Annotated in this window: 2 protein-coding genes (1 of these 2 only partly in view); both read left to right on the top strand. The window is 69.6% G+C overall.

What is annotated here, in order from left to right; all coding sequences use genetic code 11:
* Positions 1–23,501 carry the 3' portion of a C2 family cysteine protease gene (locus ASD42_RS24715; RefSeq protein ID WP_056820894.1) on the top strand. It extends 5,746 nt beyond the left edge of the window, so only the last 23,501 of its 29,247 coding nucleotides appear in the window; its start codon lies off the left edge, out of view; the stop codon is at positions 23,499–23,501.
* Positions 23,498–25,864, top strand: a complete 2,367-nt coding sequence (locus ASD42_RS34970) for a WXG100-like domain-containing protein (protein WP_056820893.1) — start codon at positions 23,498–23,500, stop codon at positions 25,862–25,864. Before ASD42_RS24715 ends, ASD42_RS34970 begins: the two co-directional genes overlap by 4 nt.

The following is a 25,864-nucleotide window of genomic DNA, read 5'->3' as shown; positions in this document are numbered from 1 at the left end:
CGCTCGAGGAGCCGGGCGGCTGGCACGCGGTCGGTCATATCGGGCGACCAGCGGTGGCTGGACTTCGGCGGCTCGACGCCGACGGACAGGTGCCGGTCGTGCATTCCTCGCCCGCGCGTACCGAGCAGGTGCCGGATAGCCGCGCGCGCGCGGCGGCCGAGCGAGCGCGGGCGATCGAGCGGCGGTTGGCGGTCGATGGGTCGATCCCGTTCGTCGGGATCGGTGCCTTCGCCGTCGACACCGATATCTTGTTGTCGCCCAACCGCGCTACCTCGCTCGCGCCGCAGCTGCGTTCGCGCGAGGACGTCGCCGTTGTCGCCGACACCGAGGGAATTCTGACTGTGGCGGCATCGACGGCCACCGAGTACCTGGTTGTCGGCGCGAACGGCGAGCACTGGGTGAGCGGGCAGGCATTGACCGCGAGCGGGTTCGCGTGGGATTCGGCGCGCGAGGGGTTCGCGCGTACCGTGACGGTCGGCGGCGTGACCTGGTGGGAGTACGAGAGCGTCGTCGTCGACCCACGGACGGACCGACCTGGCGAAGTACTCGTGCGGTTGCCGGGCGGTGCGCACTGGCTCGGCGAGGCGGACGCGTCAGCCGTCGGACTCCTGCGCCCGGATCGCTTGCCACGCCCCCTCTTCGGCGGGCACAAACCGGCCGCGACCGATCTGGACATGCTCCCCGGGTGGCCCGTCGTCGAGCAGTTGCGCGAACACGCGGCGCGCCCGGCGGCGATCGGGTCGATGCTGCGATTCGTGGTCCGCGCCGGAGCCCAGCATCTGCGCGTCGCGGGGTCGGTGGTGGACGCCGCGGGCAACCGGGTAGACGACAACGGTGACATCATCGGCATCGACGGCGCTGTGGTGCTCAAAGACGCCGACATCATCGCGATCGAGGTCTTACTCGACGTTGCCGGTGAGCCGCGTTGGGTGGGTGTCGACCGGTCGACGACCCTGGTGCACGGCTCGTCTGAGGCAGCAGCCAGTTGGCCCGCTGTGGTACTCGCCGCGAATGCGATCGTCGCCGAGCATATTTCGCGGCTCGCGCCCTTCGATGCGCCGTCGCCATCGGAGTCGATCGCCCCGACGACGACACCGACTCTGCTCACCGCGCCGATGACCGATGCCGAGATCGAGCTGTTGGTCGGCGGCTGGACTCCGCCGTCGCGGTCACTGCCGCGGGCGGTGCCCGCGGGTGCTGTCGCGCCGACTGTCGCGACGGGCCACCCTGGTCGCGCCGTCGCCGCCATGTTCGGGGCCGCACTCGCATTGCCGTTGGTTGCCACAGCGGCGACGATTACGACGGTGGTCCGTGCCCCGGCGGGGTCGCGGCCCACGCTCGTCGAGTCGTCGAATATGCCGGTCTCCGGGCACATCGGCGCGATCCTGCTGCCGGAGGACGGGTTCTTCCCGAGAGCCGATGGAGTCGACCAGATCATGGTGGCCGGGCCGAACGGTCGGTCGTGGGTCTCGCCGACCGAACTCGCGGCGGCCGGGTACCGCTGGCAGCCGGACAAACAGTGGTACGCGAGGCCGGTCACCCTGGCCGAAGGCGTCGAACTCTTCGAGCACGACCTGGTCGTTGTCGCGCTCGGTGCCGACGCGACAACTGTGCTGCTCACCGTCGGCGACACGACGCACACGGTGTCGGCCGAGGTCGCGGCAGGCGCCGGCCTGGTGCCGGACCGGGAATTGCGCGGCCCCATCTTCGGCACCGCGGGGCCTGAATCGGCTGACCTCGAACGCTTTCGGGGCGTCGCGAGCACGGTCGCCTGGCCAGTGCTGAATCAACTCGCGGCGTTGGCGACCGACCCCGCCGCGATTCTTTCGATGACCCGCTTCGTCCTCGCCGACGGAACAACTACCGGGCATGACGATCCGCCGGCCGACGGTGACGTCGTCGGACTCGATGTGCTGCTCATGGTGGGTGGCACACCGCAGTGGGTGCGGGTCGACCGCTCGACGAAGCTGCCGCTCGACTGGTTCGGCGAACAATCGAATAGCGCTGTAGCACAGCCTATTTGGCCAGCATTGCTGCTCGCGGCCCAGTCGAGCGCGCTCGCGATCGCGCAAGACGCGGCGATCGCCGAGCTCGCCGCTTACGCGGCGACCCGTGGTCGCCAGGGGCGACTCGTCGCAGGCCTGTTCGAAACGACTGCCGACGAGGCCGCCGACACCTCGGTCGCGGTCGGTCAACCAGTGCAGCGGTCGGCTGACAACGACGACTTCATGGGCAATTTCAGCTTCTCCTACGACGAGTTCGAGTCGGCCCCGGTCGGCGTCGCAGTCCGCGCGGTCGCCGACGACGTCGACCAAGTGACCGACTCGGCGCCCGCGGCCGAACTGGTCGTGCCCGCCGACGGGCTGGTCATCGGTACCGGCGCCGACGCGATCCAGCTCGCCTCGGGCGACAAGCTCGCCGCCCGCTGGGAACTCGCCGCGCCCGGCGAGCGAGCCGAGCACATCTGGGTGCGAAAACCGGACGGCGGTCAGTGGCGCCAGATCTCGGCGACCGAATTGGCGGGTCGAGGGCTCGTGATGCCTCGGCTCGCCGTCATCGACGCCGCGGTCTTCGGGGCGCAGATCTCGGCCGCCGACGTCGTGCAAGGCGCTCTCGGCACCTGCTACCTGCACGCCGGACTCAGCGCGATGGCCTTCACCCGCCCGGACCTGGTGCGGCAGATGTTCGATGTGAACCCCGAAACCGGTGAGATCGCCGTGCGTTTCGTCCGCGACGGTGTGGCGGTATGGGTGCCGGTCGACCGTCGCTTCTACGTCTACGAGACCGGCGACGGTAGCCGCATGGCCTACGCGCTCGCCGAACCGGGACAGCCGCTGTGGCCCGCGTTCGTGGAGAAGGCGTGGGCGATTCACCAGGGTGGTGCACTCGGGTACGCGGGTGTCGTCGGCGGAAATTCCGGCGCGGTCACCACCGCGTTGCGGCCGGTCGTCACGGTTACGAGCCAGGGGCGTGCGCAGCCGAGTCGCGGTGTCGACGACGGCAATTTCGCTCATCCGATGTCGCTCGGCTCGGACGCGCTCGCCGATCTCATCATCGCCGCGAACGACTCGACCGTCACCGCGGCTGCCGCGCTCGCGATAGCGCACACGGTGCTCGATCTCGAGCACGAGTGGCTCGCCTGGACCAAGAGCTGGCTGAGTTCGGTCACCTGGAGCACCGAGAACGCGATTCGCGAGGCGATGGGGTACTCCACCGTCGACCGCGAGACCTGGTTGCGTGACAACAACGTGCGCACCGGCGTCGGCTTCCGGACGTTCCTCGCCGAGAAATTCGGGCGGGATTGGGCCACGGCCGAACCAGTACTCACACCGGTCATCGCCCTGATGAACACCTGGGAATCGGGGGCCGAACTCGACGACACCCACGCGGCGACCCGCGTGCTCACCCGCTGGGCAGGCGACCGCGTCAAAGCGCTGTTCACCCGCGGCGACGCCGTGATGGTGGCAACCAACCCGACCCCCACCGGCACCAACCACCCCGACACCGACCTACGACCCGACCACGCGTACACCGTGATCGGACTGCGGTCCGACCCCGCCGACCCGAGCTATGTGACCCACTTGCTCCTGCGCGACCCGAACGGGACGACAACCGACCTGTCGGTCCGACACCTCAACCAGCTCATCTTCATCTCCTCCGCCGGACCGGCCACCCAATTCGTCCTCGGCGATGGCGAACTCGCGCTGACGGTGCTGCCGTCGAGCATTCAGACCAGGCAGCCATGGGCGATCGATCCGCCGACATTGCTCGCCGATCAACCCTCGGATGCGCAAGCCAACGCGACAGCGGTGGCGCACACGGTCGATATCGTCGGCGAGCTCGGCGGCCGGCAGCGCCCGCGACCCCGATATCAGCGGCCGCCGAAGCTTCCCGCCGACCTCGACGCCAACGGCTCGCTCACCGCCGCGACAACCCGCGCGCGCCAGGCCGCGCATTGGTGGGAACGGCACGGGCGCGCCTGGTGGGCCGCGTTGCGCTTCGACGAGCTCACTGACGCCGACCAGTATCGGCTGGTCACCGAATATCACCGGTTGCGCAAATCCGACGGCCTGCCGGTCCGCGTCCGCGACACGATGAACCGCGGCTTCCTGCGCCACGAATTGGCCCGTTCGCGCGCGAGCGCGGGGACCGGAAAGACCGCTACCGCCGACGCGCTGCGCTCGGCCGTGCTCACCCGATTCGACCGAGCGGTAGCGACCGCGGACGCCGAGGCCGCCGCGCTCGCCGGCCGCTCAGCCATCGCCGCGCCACGCGCGTTCCTCCTGCGCGTCGAACCGTCGGCGTTCGACGGCACCGGGTCACTGGTGCTCAGCATCGGCAACCCGATCACCGCGTCGGTCCTCACCTGGCATGTCCCAGGGGAGACCATCGCGCCGACGGCAGCGGCGAAGACCGGTGTCGAGCTCTACGCGGCGACCGCGCAGGAGCTGGCCGGCAGCAGGTCGACCGCGACCATCGTCTGGCTCGATCGCGCGGCCATTCCTAAAGCCTCGGTAGCGAACTGGATCAAATCGGCGGTCGCGGCGGCTCCTCGCGACGGCAAAGCCCGCCTCGATTCGGCCATGGCCGCACTGCGCACCGGACGCGTACAACGCGGTGGGAGGGCCCCGCACATCGAAGTGGTCGACGACATGTGGGGTACGCCGTCGGCGCGCACATCGCGTGCGCACCCCGTCGACCGGCCGATCAATCACCAACTCGCCCAGCCGCGTTCGTGGCCCAATCAGCTGACAACGCTCGGCCGCGACGAATACGTGCTCTTCGGTTCGGGTGGTCGACCAGACGTGAGCGACCTCGCTCCCGACGGTGTCGAACCGCATGCCGCCGCCCTGCGCGCGCTCATCTCGCGCCACCCTGGCTGGATCGCGCAGTTGGTGCGCGAACGCGCCGACGGCAATTTCGAGGTGGTCTTCCACCGTGCGGACGGGACTGTCGCACGCGTCGCGGTCGATCGGCAGTTCCCGGTCGTCAACGGCAACGCCGACTATCGCGCCGCGACCCCCGGCCAACCGCTATGGCCCGCGGTCCTCGCCAAGGCACTGTCGGTGTACCAGGACAACGAACCGGCGGCCGACCTGCTAGGCGAGTCGTCGGCAACCGAAACCGGCCCGCTCCCCGGCTACCGCGCCGGCGAACCGACCACGATCCCGGCCGCCCTCACCCCGCCACACGGGTGGAATCCGGCGGGTCAGCTGTCCGCGCTCACCGGTACCACCCACCGCAACCTCACGCACCCGATGTACCTGGGCCCCGAACTCCTGAGAGCCCTTTACGGCGCCGATATAGCGACGGTGCTGACCACCAGGTCGCGTCGTGTCGCGCCGGTCGTCCTGTGGGACGCCGTCGCCTTCGCACAATCCGAGCACGACGTGTGGGAACAGGCACGAGCCGCCTTCGCGAGCGCCCCTGACCCGGCGCGCGCGGTCAGCCAGATGCTCGCGTGGCTCGCCGAGTACCCGAGCACCGCCGAGCGCGCCTTCGACCGTCTGCTGCGCGACATCTACGGACCCGGCACGCACATCGAGATCGCGGCACTGCGTCGCCTGCGCGAACTCCTCACCCGCGTCCCGCAGGCGATCCCGCTGCTCACGCCACTGTTCGATGCCATCGCCGCCGCGAACACCGACGCGAGTCCGAGCGCCGCGCTGGCCGACGTACTGCGCCGCACGCACGTCACGACAGCGGACGGTTTCGAGAAGTTCGTCCAACGGCTCGCCGGTGCCGCCGCCCCAGACCTGCGCCCGCTACTCGCGACCATGCGCGCGTGGGAGAACGGTGTGCCGCAAGGTGAATCGGTGCTGACATGGTCGGCGGGGACGTTCATCGGGGAGATGTTCGAACGGACATCGATGCTCGTGGTGGCGATCAAGCCCGGATCGACGCACCTGCCGACGATTGTCGGGCTTGTCGCGGACTCGGCCTATCGGGTCGAGTCCATTGTGATTGACGGTCTTTCGCGCGCGGTCGTCGAGATCGTGGTTGTCGACGCGACGGGGGCGCTCATCACGGTTCCCGCGCACGCGCTCAACCAGCTCGCGAGCGTCACCACCTACGGATACACGTCCGAGCCGAGCCGCGCGGTGAAGGTCGCCGCGCCGTCGGCGTTGGCGAGCGACCGGGTCACCCTGCCCGCCCGCCGCGCGCGCCCCGACGAGTCGGCGGGTGAGCACCTCCCGCCGGCCGGCATCCCACGGCAGGTCATCACGACACATCCCCCGTTCGTCGTCACCGGTCACCTCGTCGAGCCGCGTCCCGGCGGCGTGTTGCCGGTGCTGCGTGAGTACACCGACGACAACGGCAACGACCTGTTCGAGATCGACGCTGCGAACGGGCGGGTGAACGTATCGCGGGAACAGCTCGGCGACTTTCACTTCTACTGGAACGAGACGCTCGGTCACTTCGGCCGTGGACTCCGATTGGCAAGCGGCGACGTATTCTTCGAGACAGACACCGTCTTCGTCGGGCCATGGCAGCCCGACCCGTCGCGGGTCGCGGTGCACACCGGTCGCGGCCGGGTGTGGACGACAGCCGGCGAGGCGCAGTGGTTGCGGTTGTCGCGGGTCAGCGGCACCAAGATGACGCTGAGTCGACCCGTGCTCGTCGCCGTATCCGACGAACCCGTCGAGCCGTTGCCCGACGCGACGCTCGCGGCCCCGCCCGGCCACCCGACCCGCAGCCCCGGCGGTGCGGTCGAAGTGGCGGTGATCGGGGCCAACGGTCAGCACTGGGTGACCTCGGCCGCGTTGACGGCGGCGGGCTACCGCTGGGACCAGGTGACCGGCGCGTACGGGCGGATTGTCGAGCTCGGTGCCGACCTCGCGCTCTGGGAGCGCGAGCGCGTCGTCGTCGACACCGCGGCCGACCACGGCGAAAAGGTGTTGCTGCACACCGAAATCGGATCGCACTGGATCGATTCGACGATCGCCGACCAGGTCGGGCTGCGCCGACCGAACCTGCTGGCGGGCCCGATTTTCGGTCCCGGCGGTCCCCGCTCCGCCGATGCCGCGGTCCTGCCGAACTGGCCGTTGGCGCGGCGACTGCGGGCGATGACGCCCCAGCGGATCATGAACATCATGCGATACGTCGTCGATGATGGTCGTCAGGTCACGACAGTCCGAGCTGATGTCGTTGCCGCTGTTGGCAATACGGTCGACGGACTGGGCAACGTTGTCGATGGTGCCGGCGCGATCATCGTCAGCGATCGGCAGGTCGTCGGCGTCGATGTGTTGTTCACCATCGACGGGCGCGACCGGTGGGTGCGGGTCGATCGGGCCTCGACCATGCCGGTGTCGAACGACCCGAACGCACCGACCTGGGCATCGCTGATCCTCGAGGCGTACGCGGCCGCGGTGATCGCCGCCGACGAGCCGACGCTGCCCGGTTATCCCGAACCAGTGACTCCGCCCGCGATGGCGATTCCCGCCGCGCTCGCCGTGCCGTGGGCCGACGTGTCGGGTCGGCGCTGGGTGTTCCGACCTGGGACGAAGGTCGCGGTGCGGCGGGACCCGGCGACCGATCAGCTCATGATGCGCTCGCCCGGCGCTGACGAGCAGTGGCAACCGGCCGCCGAGGAAGCCTTCACCGAAGCGGTCCCCGTCCTGCGCACGGTCGACACTCCGCTGTTCGGGCCGACCATCGACGCGGCCGACGTGCGACAGGGCCGGGCAGGCACCTGCTATCTGCTCGCCGACCTGATCAGCCTCGCGAACACCAACCCGCAGTGGATTGCCCGCATGATCACCGAACTGCCCGATAACGCCGGGTTCGCGGTGCGATTCACCGAACCGGACGGATCAACCACGACAATCGTCGTCGACCGGCAGTTCTACACCTTCGTCGACGCCAACGGCACCGAGTCGGCCTACGCCGCGACCGATCGCGCGCTGTGGCCGGCGGTCATCGAGAAGGCGTGGGCGGTCTACCGGGGCGCCGGGCACGGCTACGCGGGCATCTATGGCGGTCAGCCGGGCGCCGCCGCCGCTGCCTTGCGACCGCCACAACCGGTCGGTGAGCGCACGGGCCGGGCGCAAACGATCCGCGCCGTCGACGACCACTACTTCGCCCATCCGATGACCATGAGCCTCGACGCGCTGACCGACCTGCTCGGCGACCATGACGCGGCGCGCGCGATCCTGGGATGGGAATCGGACTGGCGGACAATGCTTCCCACCCAGCCGGAGCTGGCGACATCGGCGGGATTCGTCGCATTCCTCGGCGAGCGGTTGGCCGAGCACCAGGTGTCCGGCATCGTGCTCGCCACGCTCGCGCGGGCGATGGACAACTGGGAATCGACTGCTCCACAAAAAGATTCGGTGCTCACTCGATGGGTTGGCGATCGGATAGCTGCCCTCTTCGCACCTTCCGATACTCGACTCGTCCCCGGCGACACCCGGTTCCTCGACGCCGACGCGGTCCTGCACTCCGGCGACATTCTCACCGTGCAGACCAAGCCGATCCCGGTCGGCCAGGAGCGCCTGCTCGGCTGGTTGCGCGGATCGCACGCGTACGCGGTCGCCGGTGTGACCGTCGAGGACATCGACGGCACACCGGTGGTCACCTATGTGCGGCTGATCGACCCGCACGACGGTGCCGCGATCGAGGTCAGGGCGGCCTACTTCAACAGTTTCCGCGCGATCGGCTCGGCCGGCTCGCGGACCGCGTTCGTCATGGGCGCCGACGACGCGCCGATCCCGCCGACCTACCCACCGGCCACCGGTCTCACCGCGACAACCCCGACACCCGGGACGGCGTTCCCGCGACTCACCGCGGCGCAGCGTGACGCCTACCGAATCGTCGTCGGCGCCGACGGATTGCTGCGCCGAGCCGGCGACAAAGGACTTTTCGACACCACCTGGGGCGCCCGGCCGGGCGAGGGGCGAACCACGACGGGCAACGCGCAGTGGCATCAGGACCCGGCGAACCGGCGGGCGCTGTTCGTGGTCGACGTCTTCGGCTCGATGTACGCCGTGCCCGAGTCCGCGCAATCGGGCCCGCACCGGATCACCCACGCCTCGCTGCTCGACGGCGGGGCCGCCGTGGCAGCGGCCGAGATCGAGGTGCTCGCGGGCAAGGTGCGCACGCTCGTCGATCGCGGTGGCGAATACGCCGCGGACCCGACGATGAACGCGCGATTCCTCGTCGACGATCTCTCCGCCTCCTTCCGCCGGACCACCGACCCCGACCACTTCGCGCACCTGCGGCCGCGTCCCGGTGTCGCGTCGGAGGACGAAGCGGTGGGCCTGCCGAAGGTGACCGGCGATGACCAGCTTGCCGTCGTGGCGGCGGCGATCACCGCACCCGTCGTGGTCGACCCGCCGGTCGCACTCGTACCAACCGGGACCGTGACGTACGCGCCGGCGCGCCGGGTCGCGCTGCTCGGCCGTCGTGTCATCGCACCGGCGACCACCCTGCTCACCGACACCGGTGTCGAACTGCGCCCGATCTCCGGTGGCCTGTTCAACCATGTGCCGGGCGAGGCGACGATCCGGCAGGCCGCTGGTCACGCCTGGCGCTGGGTGAGTGGCGCGAACGGAACCGGGTGGGTGGCCGAAACAGCGCTGTCCGCCGCCGGTTTCGAATTGCGGGCCGACATCGGCAGATTCGCGCAGCTCGTCGATGTGACCCCCGCCACCGGGGGAGTCATGCGGGTGTACGCGGCCGAAAGGTTGCGGGTCAGTTGGCTCGACGCGTCGTCGCTGTGGGTCGAACGCCCGAACGGGGTGAGCTTTGTGCTCACGCCGGCCGAAGCGGCAAGGCACGGCCTCGCTCCGGTATCGGCGCTGACCGGCATGCTCTTCGCGCCGACCGGACCGAACGTGGCCGACCTGCCGGACCTGCCCGACTCGGCGCCCCTGCGTCAGCTGCGCCGACTCATCGCCGATCCGGCGGGCCGGCGAGCCATTGTCGCGATGGTGCGTCACGTGGGCGACGAGATCGATGTGCACCTGATGGTCGACGGCAGCCCGACCTGGGTCCGGGTGCCACGTGCGACCGACCTGCCTGCGCCGTCGTGGGCGGACTCCTGGCACGGTGTCCCCGCGTGGGCCGCCGCGATTCTCGAAGCGCATGCGGCGACCAATGGTCAGCGCGAGGACGAGGCGCTCGCCTTCTCCGACGCGGAAGTCGCCATCGGCACCAACCGGCCGCTACCGAGCTACCCCGACCCTGCCCGCTATCGAACTATTTCCAACCGAATCACACAGTGGCAAAACGATATTCGTGATGCCGGTGTGCGCGCCGAGACCACGACGGATAGCGACGCGCCGACGATTCCCGCCCAGCCGGTTGCCCGGCCGAGGGTATGGGACGAGGAAGGCACCCCTGCCGTCAACCACCGCGCCGCCATGGAACCGACACCGCTCGCCCTGGTCGGTGCCCGACAGTTCGACGCGGGGGAGCAGGTGCTACTCGGCGACGCGACGCACCACCACTACACCGTCCGGATCAACGCGACCGGGTCAGCGATCGAGGTTGTCGACCACAACGATGTCGCCGTCGCGATCGGCTCCGAGGGGATCGACGGCTTCCTCCGCCTGCGGGCACTCACCGTCGCCTGGGTCGCGAACCCTCGCTACGACACCGAATCGAGCGCTGACGAGGACTCCTCGCTCGACGAGACCAGCGTCGCACCCACCGCGCCCCCGCCCATCCCACGCGCAACAAGGCCGAACCCGCTCACCGGGTGGCGAGAGACGCAGGTGCTCGCCCTCGCCGGGACTTCGGTTCACTCCGCGGCGGATTCGCCCTTCGTCGCGGGCGCGATGTCCAGCCGACTGGTCAGTGCGGCAACAGGTATTACCGTCCATGCGGCGGCCGGGCCGACCACGCATGTGCTGCCGGGGACAAGGACCGAGCCGCCGGCGCAGTTGCCGGTCTCGATGCCGACCGCCGTGGTGAGTGCGCCACGGGGGCGCCTTGTCGTCAGCACCGAGTCGGGGGCGCTCGCCACGATCGACGTCGGCAAGTCCATCCCGGTCAGCCAGACGTGGACCGATCTGCAGGGTACCTGGTACGAAATCGAGTCTTTTCCAGGATATTTCGCCACGATCTCCGCCTCGATGCTCGCCGCGGCGTTCACCGAGAACAACCGAGGCGGTAAACGCTTACTGCGGGCGAAGGTGGACGGGCTCGTTGTAGCGACGGTCGAGGGCGCCGCGCATCTGGCTCCCGGCTCACGAATTCCGTTGCGGCTCAACCCAACTGACCCCAACGTGTTCGAGATCGACCCCGGCGACGGTCGATGGCTGCGCTCGAGGAACCCGTTCCCGCTCAATATCGGGTCCGCGCGCGCGACGGGACCACTCTTCGCCATCGATGGCCGCGTGCTGCCGACCGATGTCAAGCAGGGCGCGGTCGGCGACTGCTATCTCATGTCCGCCCTGATCAACCTCGCGACACACAGTCCGGACATGATCGCGGACATGGTCACCGAGACCGTCGGCGCCGACGGCGCGCGGACCTTCTCGGTGCGGTTCAACGACCCCGAGCAGGGGTGGGTGTGGGTCAAGGTCGACGACACCTTCTACACCGACAACGCGGGCGCGATGAAGTACGCCGCGCACACCTCGGGTCAGCCGCTGTGGCCCGCGGTGATCGAGAAGGCGTGGGCCGCTTACCACGGCCGCGACCACGGGTATCACGGCGCCGAGGTCGGCCTGCCGGGTGCGACCGCGGGGAAGTTGCGGCCGAGCACTATCGTCGGCGAGTCCGGCCGTGCCCAACCGACGCGCAGTGTCGATGAGATGGTTTTCGCCTGGCCGTTGCAGTTCGACCAGGACCTGCTCGCCGAGCTGATCGGCGACCATGATGTGGCGCACTGGCTGCTCGCGTCGGCGCAGGCGCCGTCGTCGACGAACACGACCGTGCCCTTGCTCGACCGGGTGCGCGCGGCGGCTGCGGCCGCCGTCACGGCAGTCACCGAAGTGATTGCACGCGAGGGACTTTCGCAGACCATCACGCTGACAGCAGCCGAGGTGACGGACCTTTTCGATGCCGCCGGCCTCACTCGTATCGTCACCTCGGCTCAGACCGCATGGCAGGCCGATCCGCACGGCCACACCACCTTCGCGGCTTTCGTCGCCGACTACCTGGACACCGCGCTGACAGCGCTCGAAGACCAAGTCCGTGCATGGCGTTCGGGCAGGACGATGCGCGACATAACAGTGGCCCGCTGGCTCGGCAAACGCGCCCAATACCTGATCGAGCGAGGCGACACTGTCACCGCGAACACCAAATCCACGCTGCCCCGCAACCCGATAGCGAATACGTTGTTCCCCAAGCACGCGTATTCCGTGGTGCGCGTTGTGTGGTCGGGTGGTGTCGAGCGTAGTGGGTCGCCGACGGGGCTTGTCGTTGTCGACCCCTACTCGCCCGCCACGCAACTGACCATCCCGCTCGCGAACCTCAACCTGTTCTCGGCAATGAGCTCATCGGGGCCGGGCACGCACGGCGCGTTCGGCGTGACACCGCAGCTCACGGCGCCGATGGCCGAACCGGTCGCGAACTGGGATTCCGACAGCGATTCGAGCTGGCACGCGGGCCCGATCGGCGGATTCGACAACTACGCCGTCCATTCCGAGATCGGCTCGGTCTATTCCCTCGACGAGGTCACCGAACCAAGCCTTCCTCTGCCACTACCGATCGGTCCGATCGCACTCGCGCCGATCGGCACGTGGACGAGCGCCACCTTGACCCCGACGGCGCGCACAGTCCACCTGTCGGCCCCGCTTTCGGTCACCACGATGCCGAGGCAGGAACCTTTCGGCCTCGCCACGATCACCGTGACCGAGCTGGTCGAGCTGCCGGCGGGCACGTCGGTGCTGCTCAGCCCTGATCCCGAGAACGCCGGCCAGCTGCTGGTCGCCAGTGATACCCAGGTGTACGTGCTGCCGACCGCGCAGGCGTCGACGGGCCTGCTCCGATCGGTCGGGGGCCTCATCACCGCACCCCAGGGCGCGCGAGCTGAGGATCTGGAGCCGTTCCGGCGCAGCGCGGCCCTGCGCGCGCTCGGGTTGACCGAGGCCATCGAGCAGTTGGCCGAGTTGGCCGATCAGCCGGCGCACCTTCTGAATTCGATGATCCAGTCCTTCGACGACGGCAGCATCTACGTTCTGCTCTCGGTGTCGGGCCGGGCCACCTGGGTGCGGGTCGATGGCATGACCGGACTGCCGATCGACCTGCCGCTCTCCGCCCCGATCTGGCCACTGCTCTTCCTGCACGCCCAACAGCTGGCCGACATGGACTCGGCGAGTGCAGCCGTATTCGACAATGCCGTCGCCTGGCGGTCACTGCGCGCGGCCACCGACCACGGATCCGACCTCACCCAACTGTTCGCCGAGGTACCGTCACCAGGTCCGCGGCACACCGTCACCCTCGGAACCACGAACGCGCCGGTCCCGCCCGAGCGAACCGAGGACGTGGACGAGCTCCCCGGTATCTTGCCCGACAATGACCCGGCCGATATGACGATGTCGGACGACGCCGTAGCCGACCTGCGGGTCGTCATCGGGCCGGATGGACTGCTGTACCGGGCAACCGACGGCACCCTGCTCGACACCACAGCCGATCTCGGCGGACGCGCGCGGATGGTGATGGACCCACGCGCCAACATCTACGTCTCGGGAATCTCGGCGGCGACGGTCACGGTGACCCCCGCGACGATCCTGCGCGGTGAGGCCGCGGCGGCGGTGGCCGAAATCGAGGTCGTCGCGGGAGCGTTGCGCCTGATGGCCGACGATTCGACCGAATACGGCAGGCCGGTCCCGAGGATCAACGACAGCTCGCTGCACTACCTCATTACCGAGCTCGGTCTTGTGGTCAGCGACGATTTCGTGCAGATCGGGGGACACTCGACCGTCGTCGCCCATGACACCAACGGCCAGGTGACGACCGTGCCTGCGGGCATGCTCACCATCCCGGCGGCGGGTCTGACCTTCGTCTCGGCAGGCCGGTCGGTGTCGTTCGCGGGTGGGGCGATCGTCGCGGTCCGGCTCGATCAGGCCCGCCCGGGCGAGGTGGCGCTCGCCGAGCCGACCGGCGCGTGGCATTGGGTCGGTGCCGACCTGCTCGTGGCCAACCGTCTGCCGGTGCTCGGGCTGGTCGAGGTCGACAACCCGCTGTTCGGGGCAACGGGGCGTCCGCGACCGGGCGATGTCGTCCAGGGCGCGGCCGGAACCTGCGCGGTCCTCGCCGTGCTGATCGGCGTCGCGCAGACACATCCGGAAATGATCGAGCGCATGATCCGCGTCGAAGGTGACGGCTACGCGGTCCGATTCTTCGACAACGGGCAGGAGAAACCGACGAGCCACCGCGAGGTCTGGGTTGCGGTCGATCGGAATTTCTACACCTTCAACGGCACGTCGGCCTATGCCGCGCACCGGCAGGGGCATCCGCTGTGGCCCGCGCTGATCGAGAAGGCATGGGCGCTCTATCAAGGAAAGGAACGCGGATACGCCGGGGTCTACGGCAACGACGAACAGCGGGTAGCCGGCGCGATCTGGCCACGGACCGTGATCGGACGCTGGACGGGCCGTGCGCAGGGAGTGCAAGCGGTCGGTGATCCGTCCTTCGCCCATCCCATGACCCTCGGCGTCGACGCGCTCACCGAGCTCCTCGGCAACGCCGCTCTCGCACGCCGGATCGCCGGGTTCGAGAACCGGTGGTCGGGATGGACCGATTCGTGGCGCGACGCGAGTAGCTGGAAACGCGCGACGGACGAACTCGCGCGGTTGCGCGCCGATCAGTCGGTCACCGACCCCACCCTCGCTCTCACCGCGTGGTTGAAGACGCAGAACGCGTCGACGTGGACCGGGTTGTCCGCGATGCTCGTTTCCGCCCTCGGCGTCGAGGCAGTGAGCACCATGGGCGCTGGTTTGACCAAGGCCGAACGCGCCGCGTTGGTCGAGCAGCTCGGTGCTGCCGAATTCGCCGCCATCACACCGGCACTCGAACCGCTGCGGATCGCGATGGAGCAGTGGGCCTCGACCGACCCGTTGACCGACACGGTGATCGCGCGCTGGGTCGGCGAGCGGATCGCCCGCCTGCTCAGCCACGGCGACACTGTCACCCTCAGCACCCGCGCGACCGCGCCGGGGCTCGACTACCTGCCGCACACGATGCTCCGCGGCCACCACGCGCACACCGTCGTCGGCGTCGAACGCGACGCTGTCACCGGCGAGGTGGTCGCGGTGTTGCTCGCTGATCCACACGGTTCGCGCGGGGTGCACCCGGGCGCGATCGTCGTGCCACTGCGTCATCTCAATCAATTCGCGCGACTCGCCTCGGCGGGAACGGGCACGCGCGCCGCCTACGGCAAGGACGCGCCACGCGTTCAAGAGATCATGACCTACGCGCCGGCCAAGGGCGTCGGGCCGGACAAACGCGGTGCCGACGATGAGCCGACACCGGAGCCGTCGGCGAAACGTCAGCGCGGCATCGAACTTCCGTCCTGGCACGAGAGCGCGCGCTTCGACCTCGGTCTGGCCGCGCGGCTCGCCACACCGGCCGAGGTGCTGGCCGGGCATTTCCCGGCCGGTACCCAGATCGCGTTCGGCACCGGAAACAGCTATCTGGTCGCCACCTCGCAACCCGAGGGGATTGTGCTGCGGTCGCGACTCGACCCGACGCCGGTCACGCTGCCACTCGACGAGTTCGTCGCGTTGCTCGACGTCGACGGCCAGGAATTCGTCGTTGTCGGTGATACCGAACCGGTGGGTTGGGGTCAGACCGGCACCGATATCGGGCCCGATGTCTGGGGCCCAGACGGCATTCCCGGCGGCCGTGGCGATGTCGGCGCCCTCGTCTCGCTCGGCGCCATGACGGTGAATCAGCGCGTGTTCCTACGCACTCAGCAGTTGCGCGCGATCGAGGTCGACGCCGACGGTGACTGCTTCTATCGCGCTGTCGTGCGTGCCATGCCGGCGCACCTGCGTCCGGCCGGTGATGAAGCCATCGCCATCACCGCGTTGCGGCAGCGGCTCGCCGAGGTGGCCCGCACCTCGCTGCGAGCCCTGCCCCAGGGGGAGAACTACACCGACGCTGACGTCGAGCGCATCGCCGTCGATCTCGCCACCCCCGGACGGTGGGCCGTCGACGCGGGCGACCTCGCGCCGATCCTGGTAGCCATCGCCTACGACATGCGGGTATTCGTAGTCACCGAGCAGGGCGTGCCACGGCAAGCCCATCAGCAGGACAGCGTCGGGGTAGCCGGGCTGTGGTTGTTGCGCACCGGCGAGAACCATTACCGCAATCTCGTCCGTGAGAGCCAGTCCTTCATCATCCCGAATATCATCGAGATGACCGATGATTCGAGTGACGACGATGTCGAGATGGCGAGCCGGTCCACTCAGCGCGGCGATGCGCCGTTCTCCGTGGCCGATGCCCCCGCTGACACCGCGCCGGCCGCAATCGACGACACGGCGTCGGCCGCGATCGATGAAGCCGCATCGGCGATCGATGACACCGCGTCGACCGCGACCGACGACACCGCCTCATCGGTTGGCGAGGACATCGGACCCGTCCTGGTCCGAGCGACGTCGACCACGTTCCCCCACCTCGCCGACCGCGCCGACGCCCGCGTGGTCGTCGGCGCGGACGGGCTCTTGCGCTACACGACGACCGGCGATCTCGTCGACACGACGGCAGCGCCTACGGGGTGGTTGCCGATCGTCACCGACCGGCTCTCGGTGACCTTCGTGCCAACCCTCGAACAAGCCGGGGATGCCTCACATGCCGCCCTGCTCGACGGCGGCGCGGCGAACGCGGCCGCCGAGATCATGGTCGACAAGGGCGTTCTGGTCGCGCTCTCGGATCGTGGCGGCGAATACCCGATCACGGCCGAGCACAATGACGCGCTGCTCGCCGAATTGCGCAGGGCCGGCCTGCGGCTGGCCGACGATTTCGAACAACTCACCCCCGATCCGGCAGACCCGTCCTTCGACGTCGACCGCACGCGACCGCCGACTGACCCCGACCCCGTGCGTGCCACCGGCCCACGCTCACGAGTCACGTTCTCGCGCTTCGCGCTCGCCACCATCGACGGCGTCGCCCTGCGCCCACACCAGGACGGCTCGCTCACCCACGAGCCGGGCCCGACCTCACGACGCCTCGTCGACGGCGCCGAGCAGGTGTTCGTGCGTGGCGCGCGCGGTTCGGGCTGGGTGTGGCTCAACTCCTTGCGCGCCAACGGATATCACACAGATCCCGAGGGCACGGTCCTGCACCGCACGGTCGAGCTGCCGGTGAACAGCCCCGAGACCGGGCCGACCGTGCTCACCCTGCGTGGATCCGACCTTGTCACGATCGAGGCGACCCCGCACTACGAAGCTGATGAGCCCTACCTCCGGCTGACCCACGTGGGGCGCGACTGGCTCGTCCGGCTCGATCTGTGCGAGATGTTCGGGCTGCGCGCACCCAACTATCTGCGTGGCCGACCATGGAATACCGACGGCCCGGTCGCCGCCGACCTGGACGACCTGCCCTACTCGCCCGACCTGGCCGCCCTGCGCGCCCTGGTCGAGCAGGACCCGGTGGCGATCCGGCGCATGGTTCGACCCGACTACGACACCATGACCTACGACGTCCACCTGCTCGTCGACGGCGTCGCGCGCTGGCTTCGCGTCGAACGCCTGACCAGCCTGCCCTGGACCGACGAAGACGCCGTGATCTGGCCCGCGATCGTCCTCGAAGCCATGGCCGCGGCTGCCGCGCTCACCCGAGAAGCCGGAAATGGCAACAACTTCGGGCTCGTCGCGCCGGTGCAGGCGCCGCCGCGGCCAGTGGTTCCCGCGGCGGCGATGCCCATCCGCTCACGGGCCGGGGTCGTGGGCGAGCGCTTCCCGCTGATGTTGGCACCCCCGCTACCGGCACCGATCGCCAACCCCGTTGTCTACCCATCGGGCCGTGGTCCGCTGCCCGACATCCGCGTTCCCTCGATGCCGATCGTGTGGGAGGGCAACGCCTATGTCGCGTTGTCGAACGCGCAGGTGGTCACCGACCGCGGCCAGGTGCTGCGACCGATGGACGATGAGACCTTCGGTCACAACGAAGGCCAAGACGCCTCGCACACCGGGCCCGACGGAACGTGGCTCTATGTCACCGGTGCGAACGGGTCGGGTTGGGTCCGCGAGGACGACCTCTACGACGCGGGCTTCACCAGTTACTCGCCCGAGAATCAGGAATTCCAGCGCCGCTGGCTGCCGGCAGGCGCGCCCGACGGCTTCGACGACGGCGATGCGATCTACCTCGACCCCACCGCGCGCCACCCAACCCAGCCCGACCAACTCCTCGTGCACCGACCGGAGAACCACGAGCTGGCCCGCCAGGCGGCGTTCTGGGTCGACGCGCACGACGCGGCCCGCGCGGGCCTCTACCGACCGCGCCCGCTGACCGGCCCGCTGTGGCACGCGAACGGCCCATCGGTCGAGGACCTCATCGAATTCCCCGCAACACCAGCGGTCGCCGCGCTGCGCGAGCTGGTCGGCACCGATCCCGCCGCGATTCGCGCGATGATCCGGGTGACCGACGCGACCGACACGTCGCCGACTCGGATCGACGTGCTGCTCGCGGTACAGGGTGGGCCGCGCTGGGTGCGGGTCGAGCCGTACTACGACGGCGAACTCGAATGGCCGAGCACCCAGGCCAGCTGGCCCCTGCTCATCCTGTTGGCCAACCGCGCCGCCACCGACTACATGGTCGACCAGGCGGACGCGAGCCGCGCCGAGGACGGCGGCACCGAAGTGTTCTGGAACGGCCGCACCGAGATCATCGACGGCGTCGACCACTACGACGTCCGCGACCCGGCCGACCCCCGCACACGACGTCTGGTCGATGATGTGTGGCTCGCCGAGTTCAACGCGCGTTTGGTCGAGGAGACCGCACTGCCCGACTACGCCGCTACCGGCAACGATCAACTCCAGCTCGCCGGTGCGCCCGTCTACGCGTCGGGCGTGATCCCCGCTGGACCGCTGTGGCTGACCGCGAGCGACGTCGACCCGGCCGACCCGGTGATCGACCTGTCGACGGTGCTGGTCGATGGGGCGTGGCGGCTCGGCCATCCGCTGTGGGGGTCGAGCGGGCCGCTCCCGCTGGCGCGCACCGGTCAGGAGGGCGCGGTGTTCGCCGAGCACCGCGACGCCGCCGCGCAACTCAGCGCGCTCGCGGCCGAGAGGCCGGAGATCATCAGGGCCTCGCTGCGGGAAACCCCGGACAACCGGGCGACCGACACCGTCGAGGTCCGCCTGGTAGTCGACGGGCGGCCTCGCTGGGTTCGGGTCAATCGAGTGAGCGGGCAGTGGCCGATCGCCCTGTCGACGTCCTCGACCCCGACCCCCGTGTGGGCGCATTTCGTCATCGCCGCGCAGGCGGCGGTGTTGCGCATGGAATTACCTGTGGCACAACCGATTACGAATATCGTTTCCCTGGCCGGGTATTCCGGCTCCGCTGTGCTGAGTCACGCGTGGCTCGCCGAACACCACGACCTCGTCCAGCCGCAGGCCGATGTCGCGCCTCCGAGCTATCGCCCCGACCACGTCGGCTCGTCGTCGCCGCATCGCGCGCCGACTCAGGTCGGCCTCGGCGTCGCGCGCGGCGAGCTGTACAACGGATCGACGCCGCGACCGACCGATGTCCGACAAGGCGGGGTCGCCGACTGCTACCTCCTGGCCAACCTCATCGGCCTCGCCGAGGACAACCCGACCCTGATCACCGACATGATCACCGAGGACCGCACCGACGGCGAGCGCACCTTCACCGTCCGCTTTCACGATCCACGCACGGGCGGCCCGACCTGGGTCACCGTCGACGACACCTTCCCCGTCGACGCCGACGGCCAGATGATCTATGCCGCGCACGACGAGCACACGCCGCTGTGGGCGGCCGTGATCGAGAAGGCGTGGGCCCAGTTGCGCGGCGACGGGCGCGGTTACGCGGGCATCGCCATGGGCGCGCTCGGCGATGCCGCCGAGTGGTTGCGGCCACCGTTCGCCGAAGGCGCGGGCGGACGGCTTCAGCCGACCAGGGCGATCGACGCGCCCCTCGCGGCCACGGCCCTGCACCTCGATCTCGATACCATGACCGAGCTCATCGGCAGCGCCGGCGTCGCGCGCATCGTGGCGAACTGGTCGACCGGCACACTCGCCGAGCTGACGGTGATCCGTGACGCGGCTGCGGTGGGCGCGGTGCTCGACGCGGCGATGGGCGCTGTCGTGACCGGCGTGACCGAAGCGATGCGCACGCGGGATCTGGCACCCGACGCCATCACCGGGCTCGATCGGGCCGCGCTCATCGAACTGTTCGGCGACGAGGCGGTCGCCGAGGCCATCGCCGAGCTCCTCCCGGTCTGGTCGACGCACCCGCGTGCCAACGACCTCCCGACGTTCGCCGCCTTACTGTCCGAGCGATGGGGTGCGGCGACCGCGAAGCTGGTCGCCGAGCTGGCCGCGTGGGAGTCGACCGAGGCGCTGAGCGCCGATCCGACCAAGCGCTGGCTCGCCGACCGCATCGACTACCTGCTCGACCGTGGTGACACGGTCAACCTCGGCACCAAAGCCGTTCTCCCCGAAAAGCTCGCGAACGAACTCGGGCTGCGCCCCGCGCACGGTTATTCGGTCGCCGCGGTGTTGCGAACCGGTGGTCGGCACAGCGAGCCGGTCGCCATTGTCCTGCGCGACCCCCTCGGCGGATCCGAGATCACCGTCGCGATGGACCGCGCGAACCTGTTCAGTGTGCTCGGGACGGCGGGCCCGGGCACTCTCGCCGCTTTCGGGTCCACGCCCGCACTCGGCGCACCCGCCCCGATCCAGGTCGGCTCGATCGCCGCCCGCCTGAGTCGAGCGCTCCGCCGACTACGCCCGGCCCCCGTCCAGGTTTCCGCTGAAGCGGAACTGGCCCAGCATGATTCGCGACGCTTCGGCTTCCGTCGCTGGTGGCGACGGTCGACGCGCAGCACCCAACCGATAGTGGCCGCGCCGCACACCGAACCGACAAGCGGCGCTCAACCGGTTGCCGACACCGTCGCGATTCAACCCGCACCGACAACGCAGTCGGCGATCCCGTTGGTCATCGACGGTTCGGTCCCGCTCACCCGACACGACCCGGACACCACCGAGGTGCTCGACACCGGTGTCGTGGCAACCACCCCGACCACCCCGGCGACCGATTGGATCACCGCCTACGACCTCGACGGCCTCGCCCGTGGTCTCGCCGGGGAATTCCCCATCGCGGCGGTCGGCATCTGGGCGCTCAACCGGCACCTCGCCGAACGCTGGGGCTGGCTCAGGCCAACCGCTGTGCCCACGCAGGCACCAGGTCTCGGGATGAGCATCGCCGCGGCGATCGGCGGCCACGAACTCCTCGCCGTGATCAACAGTCCCTATCCGGTCTCGGCTGTGCGCAAGTGGGCCGCCCGACAGGACATCGCCGAGCTGAAACATGCTGTGCGCGGCCTTCTTCAGGCGGTCGAGCGCGGCGAATTCGGTCCGTCGGCAGCGAACACAGCACCGGCGTCCGCGCTGCGCGCACTCGCCGCGAACCCTGTCCCACAGGCGCTGTTGAGCGACACGATGGTGACCGAATTGGCCGCGTGGCTGGGTCGACAGACGGCGGGTGAGATCGCCACCGCCGTGAAGAGCCGAGTGCGCGGCACGCGGACGCGAGTGCTCGCCCCCGGTGCGAACTCCGCGCCGATGGACGGCGCGCTCGCGCATCCGAGCGCCCGGCAAGCCACCCGCACCGAAGCGCTCGTCAACGAGATCGGTATCGCGGTCGCCGACCTCGACCAGCTCGTCGGCACACCTGAGTGGCTCGCCCGCATCCCCGAACCCCTCGACCTCGACGGGCTCGCGCGTGCGGTGACCGGCAACTACCCGGTCGGTTCCGTCGCGGCGTGGGCTGTGCGCCGATACCTGTGGGAATGGGCGAGTTGGGCCGCCGACAAGGCACTAGGCCGCACGGCCGCCGACCCCGGCATCGGCGCGCTCGCCATCGAGCGGATCGGCGGCCCCGAGTTGTCCGCCGCTGTGAATGGACCGACCCCGGTGAGCTCGGTACGGGACTGGGCGGGCGCGCAGGACCCCGCGACGCTGCGGCGGAAGGTGTCGGGCTTCCTGGCCGACGTGGAGGCGGGAACCTTCGCCTTCCCGGTGTCCGACCATTCACTCACCGAACGGGCGCTGCGTTACGTCTCGGCGCACGACCTGTCGAAAGCGCTACTGAGCGACACGGTTTTCCTGAAATCGGCTGCGTGGGTGACTCGCCGACTCGCCACGGAATTCGGCGCCGGGCCGACCGTGTTCGGGCCTCGCCCGCGGCACGCCGGGGTGCAGCACGACGGGGCGGTCAACCGAACGGTGGTCCCAGCCACCGTCGTCGCGAACCCGCCGGTCACCGAAACCCCAAGGACCCCGATCCTCGCCGAATACGATATCGACGGCCTCGCGAAGGCGCTGTTCAGTGACTACCCGGTGAGTTCCGTCGCGTCGTGGGCCTTGTGGCAGTACGGAAAGTACTTGGCACAGTGGGCTTTTGCGGACAACGCCATACCAGTGGACGAATCGCTCTCGTCAAGAGTGGTTCTCGTCGAACTCATCCGTCGCGTCGGCGGCGATGACCTGCTCGCCGCGCTCGCCGGTCAGCACCCGGTGACCGACGTTCGCGACTGGGCGCTGCGCCAAGACGTGACGACCCTGCGCACCCGGCTTGCCGCCGTACTGCGTGCGGTACGCACCGGTGAATTCGCTCTGCCGACCGGCGTGCCAACCGAACTCGCGGCAGCGGTCGCCGGACACCAGATCACCAAAGCCCTGGTCAGCCCGCTCCCGGTCACTCGCCTCGCGGGCTTCGTCGTCGGCCAGGTCACCAAGGAACTCGGCGGCTCTATCTGGCGTCGAGTTTTCGGCGGCGCGAGCAGCCCGACCACCGACGGCAGCAGGCCCCATCCGGCGGCGACCGTCGCGAACACTGCGCGAACGAGATCGCGACACACCGTGCACCGTGAGCAGTGGGGCGAACACGTCACCGTCGAGATCATCGAGCACGACGACCCGGTAATGCCGCCCGCGCGCACGATGCCGGGACAGTTCGCGCAAGCGAGTCAGCGGGTGTTCGCCAATCCTGTGTTCGACGATGTCATCGGTCCCGCCGATGTGCGACCGGGCCCGCCCGGCCGGTCCGCACTGCTCAGGGCACTGCAGGACGCGGCAGCCACGCGACCCGACCAGGTCAGGGAGCTGATCACCGTCCTCGGCGGCGACACCTTCGAAGTTCGGTTCATCGCCGCCGACGGCACCGCTGAGTACATCACCGTCAACCGCGCCTTCCACACTGAACCCACGACAGGTGAGCCCCTCTACGCCGCCATCGACGACGACCAACCCCTGTGGGCCGCCATCATCGAGAAAGCATGGGCGAGCTACCTCGGCAGCTACGCCGCCGCCTACGACGCGGAAACCACCGTCGACCCCGCGACCGCGCTCGGCCTGGCATGAGCATCCACATCCCACCCGACCTGCGCTGGCTCGGTTGGCTCGTCGGCGTCGACCCGCCCCTCGGCGACGAGGACGTGCTCTTCCACATGGGCCGAGCCTGGCACCACGCCGCGAAGGAGATTGCCGCGCAGGTAGATCCGTTGACCCAGGTGCGGCGGACCGCTAGCGGTTCCTACCGCAGCGGGGCGGGTGCCCAAACCATCGACGCGCTGTTCACCGCCTTGCTCGACGGCGACAGCTCGCTGGCCGACCTGGCCGCGAGCTTCGACGAAGTCGGCAATGCCGCTTTCGATTTCGGCACCACCGTGCAAGCGACCAAACTGATGATGATCGTCTCCTACGCGCTGCTGCTCGCCGAGATCACCTGGGCGTGGATGTTCCCGCCGACCGCGCCCGCGCTCGAGGCGGCCGCTGTCTCGGGTACGCGGTCGAGTCTGCGCGCGCTCGAGGACGCGGTGGTCGGCCGGATCGAGCAGGCGATCCTGAAGGCGGTCGGCGCGGCCGGGCAACGGGCGTGGACCAAACTCGTGGTCAAGAATCTGGCGACCTACACCGTCAAGGCGAGCGTGTCCGGCGGGCAGGCGCTGATCATCGACGGATTGGTGCAGGGCGGACAGCTCGCGGCAGGCACCCGCCGCCACTTCGACGGCAATCAGGCGGCGCTCTCGCTCGGGTCGTCCATGCTCGGCGGCGTGTTCGGGCGCGCCGCCGGACATTGGGGCGGAATCGGTTTCGACGCGTCGATCGGGCGGTTGACCAATGGGCTCGGACCCGTCGCCGGGGTCGCGCGCGGTGTGGCGATCGGTGCGTTCGCCGGTGAGGTGAGCACGCTCGGCGGTGCGATGGCCACGGCGCTGAACACCGGCGACTGGCCGGGCGCGTTCAGCGGGAGCGGGTTCGCGGCCTCGCTGGTCGGCGGCGGGGTGCGCGGCGGGGTCGCCGGTGGCGCGCGCGGGCTGTTCCAGCTGAATCGGGTGCCGAAGGGATCGGCCGCCACCGGCTTCCTCCGGCATTTTCAGCTCGACGCCGAAGGCAACGTGTACGTGCCGGCGAACAGACTGGCCGCTGTGGGTGGTGCACCACGCGAACCCATTCCGAAACCGGCCCCGGTCGCTCGCCCGTCGGGTGCCGCCGATGCCGATCCGGCCACTCGCCAACGCGCGGCGCGCGCCTTCGATCGACAAGACGCTGCCAACCTGCGCGACCACAACCGGCAGGTACGCGAAGCCCAACCCCGGCTGCGCGGCACCGCCGACCCCACGGCCCCTGACCAACAACGTGCCCGCGCACTCGGTCGCCCCGACGCTGACCAGGCAGACGATCGGCAGCCGCCATGGGCGCGCCGGATGGGCGACCGCGCGCACGCCATGCACGAGCGCGCCGAGTCGACCCAGCAGCGCGCCGACCAGTGGCAGGCCCGCGCCGACACCGCCCAGCAGCGCGCGACCGTCCAACAGACACGCGCCGCGACCGAGCACGCGAACGTGGTACAGGCTCGGTCCGCGAGCGGCAACGCCGAGGCCCGAGTTCGGTCAGCGGAAGCGGAATTCACGCGCGTTCGAGAGGAATCGACGCCGAACCCGCAACGTCTCGCGGCGACCGAGCAGGCACTGGCCCGAGCCCGTACCTCGCACACCGAAGCGGTGCACGAGCTCGTGACCGCCCGCGAACGGGCGAGCACGCACCAGATCCGCGCCGACGAACACCAGACCAAAGCCGACGACCTGCAACGCAAGGCCGACGGCGCGCAAACCCGCGCCGTCGAGGTCCGCATGGTCCGCGTCGACCGCGACGCGATCGACCGCAAGGCCGACAGCGAGGCCCGCAAGGTCACCCAACCCGGCACCGACGAGAACACCTGGTGGAAGCGCGCGCTGATGCGCAGCGAACGCATCGGCAAGGAGTACGGACAGGGCGGCGAGGGCACCGACCGCTACCAGAGCAAAGGCACCGACCTACGCGGCAAGACCCGCTCCAAAATCGACAAACATCACAACGAACCCATCCCCACATACCACGCCCCCACCGCCCCACCCCCCGACGCCTGGGACCAACCAACCCCCACTCCCACAACCCCGCCCGACCCCGGCGACCCCAGCGAACCCCGCCGACCTGGCGACCCACGCGCACCCGGCGACCCGAGACTGCCTGGCGACCCACGACTGCCCGGCGACCCGCGCGAGCCGGGTGACCGAAGGCTGCCGGGTGACCCCAGGTTCGCAGGTGACCCGCGCGAGCCGCACGACCGGAGGCTGCCGGGTGACCCCAGGTTCGCAGGTGACCCGCGCGAGCCGCACGACCCGCGGCTGCCGGGTGACTCGCGGCTGCCGGGTGACTCGCGGCTGCCTGGCGATCCTGCGTGA

The organism is Nocardia sp. Root136 (assembly GCF_001427185.1).
GTDB lineage: Bacteria > Actinomycetota > Actinomycetes > Mycobacteriales > Mycobacteriaceae > Nocardia > Nocardia salmonicida.
This window is presented reverse-complemented; position numbering and strand designations above follow the sequence as displayed.